Genomic DNA, 1,971 nt, shown 5'->3' with positions numbered 1-1,971 from the left:
CTCTCGACGTGGCACCAGAGGCCGACTTCCTCTCCCAACCAGCGGCCGAGACGTTCGCGGCCCATGTCGCCGACCCCGCGCTCGCCTCTGGCGACGCGGTCGGCGCCTACCGGATCGTCAGGGAGCTGGGACGCGGCGGGATGGGCGTCGTCTACCTCGCCGAACGTCCCGACGTGGGGCTCCGCGCCGCGGTCAAGGTGCTCTCTGGTCCCGTCGCGGACGACGACGCGCTCGACCCCGACCTCGAACGATTCTGCGAGGAACGGCGCCACCTCGCAGCCCTCGGACATCCCGGTGTTGCCCAGCTCTACGACGCCGGGCGGACGGCCGACGGACGACCCTACTTCGTGATGGAGTTCGTGGAGGGCGAACCGATCACGGCGTACGCCGACCGGCGGCGGCTCGGCCTCCGCGACCGGGCCGACCTGTTCGTCCAGCTCTGCGAGGCCGTCCGGCACGTCCACGGGCGCGGGGTCGTCCACGGTGACGTGAAGCCCGACAACGTGTTGGTGGCCGACGACGACGAGGGGCGCCCGGTCGCAAAGCTGCTCGACTTCGGAGTGGCGGCGCGCTGGCGGGACGCCGAGGCCCCTCCCCTGCCCCACCGGCCGTTCACCTACGTGTACACCGCGCCGGAGCTCGTGGCCGGGGGCGCGCCGACTCTGGCGTCCGACGTGTACGCGCTGGGCGTCGTGCTCCGCGACCTGGTTGAAGGTGCTCCCAGATCAAGGAATGGGCTCGACGCGCGGCTCGACGCGCTCGCTGCGCGGGCAACGAGCCCGCACGTGGGTCACCGGCCTGCGACGGCGGTGGACCTCCTGGCCGAGGTTCGAGCGTCGCTCCGCATGGAGCCTCGGCGTCCGTCCGTAGCCGTCTCGAATACGGCTCTGCTCGCGCTCATGGCCGTTTCAGCCCTCGCTTCGGCTGCGGTCGCTCGCGCGCTGGGACGCGGCTAACGACTGCGCAGATTCCCGAAGTGGCGGGGTTCGAGGGCGAACCCCCCTCCCCTGCTCCGCTCGGTCTCGTCGATGTGGCGCTGGAGCGCCTCCTGGACGAAGTCGTTCTGGCTCGTACCGCTCTCCTCGGCCGCCGCGCGAACCTTGGCGCGCATCCATGCCGGGACGTTCCAGTTGCCCTGGATGGTCCGCTCGTACGCATCGTCGCCGGGGGCAGGCGCTTTCGGCCGCTGGACGGGTTTTGCAGGTCCGACGGCGCCGCCAGCGGCTGTCTTCCGAGCGGCCTTCTTCGCCTTGGGCTTCGAGGCCGCCGGTTCGGCTGGGGCCGGAGCTGTGCCGAAGGCGCCCTCGAATGCGGTACCGTCGGCTGTAGCCGGTTCGATGTTGAGACGGGGCTTGCGGGATGCTGCCATGGGTCTATGGTCTAGACGCTAGATGCTAGGGAGTAGAGCCTACGTTTCAGATGATCCGGGGCGACGGGCGCGCCTCAATCTCGTCGGCCAGCGCCGCGTAGTCCTGCGCGGCCGTCGACGAGCGGTCGTAGAACGGGAGCGGGACGCGGGCCATCTCGGACTCCCGCACGCGGACGGTCTCCCGGATGTACGTCTTGAGCCCCCCCTCCCCGTCTGGCCCCGCCACCTGGCCCGCGACGTACTCGGCGAGGTCGAGGTCGTGGTGGCTCGACACGTTGACGCGCGTGGCGAAGGCGCCCGACACGGGCGTCGTCCCGAACCGCTTTGAGAGCTCGACGACGTCGACGAGCCCGTCGAGCGCGCCGCGGCCTGACGCTACGGGCACGTAGACCTCGTCGGCGGACGCGAGCGTGGCCGTGACGAGCGCCGACGCCTGGGGCGGTGAGTCGATGACGACGAAGTCGTAGTCCGCCTCGACGGCGTCGAGCAGCGCCACGAGCCGATTGGCGAGCCGGGCGACGGCCTGGCCCTCGAACTGGACGAGCTGTCGGCTGGCCGGGACGAGGTGGAGCGCGCCGCCGTTCTCGGCGAGCGGCTTGTCC

General features: G+C 71.3%; 3 protein-coding genes. 1 reads left to right on the top strand and 2 read right to left on the bottom strand.

Annotated features, from left to right (window positions below):
* Nucleotides 1-956, top strand: a 956-nt coding sequence (locus WBA11_RS12380; RefSeq protein WP_424520986.1) for a serine/threonine-protein kinase, incomplete at its 5' end; no start/stop codon positions are given.
* Here WBA11_RS12380 and WBA11_RS12375 read toward each other — a convergent pair.
* Complete coding sequence (locus tag WBA11_RS12375; RefSeq protein ID WP_424520985.1) at nucleotides 953-1,369, bottom strand: hypothetical protein; 417 nt, start codon at nucleotides 1,367-1,369, stop codon at nucleotides 953-955. The two genes, WBA11_RS12380 and WBA11_RS12375, sit on opposite strands and share 4 nt — an antisense overlap.
* 46 nt (nucleotides 1,370-1,415) lie before the next feature.
* A partial coding sequence (locus tag WBA11_RS12370; RefSeq protein WP_424520984.1) for a ParA family protein occupies nucleotides 1,416-1,971 on the bottom strand: 556 nt, incomplete at its 5' end.

It is taken from the genome of Rubrivirga sp., from assembly GCF_049648075.1.
Lineage (GTDB): Bacteria > Bacteroidota > Rhodothermia > Rhodothermales > Rubricoccaceae > Rubrivirga.
This window is presented reverse-complemented; position numbering and strand designations above follow the sequence as displayed.

Bases quoted from the DNA above. Each gene is read 5' to 3' on its own strand.
- WBA11_RS12375 (WP_424520985.1), bottom strand. From the start codon at position 1,369: ATGGCAGCATCCCGCAAGCCCCGTCTCAACATCGAACCGGCTACAGCC.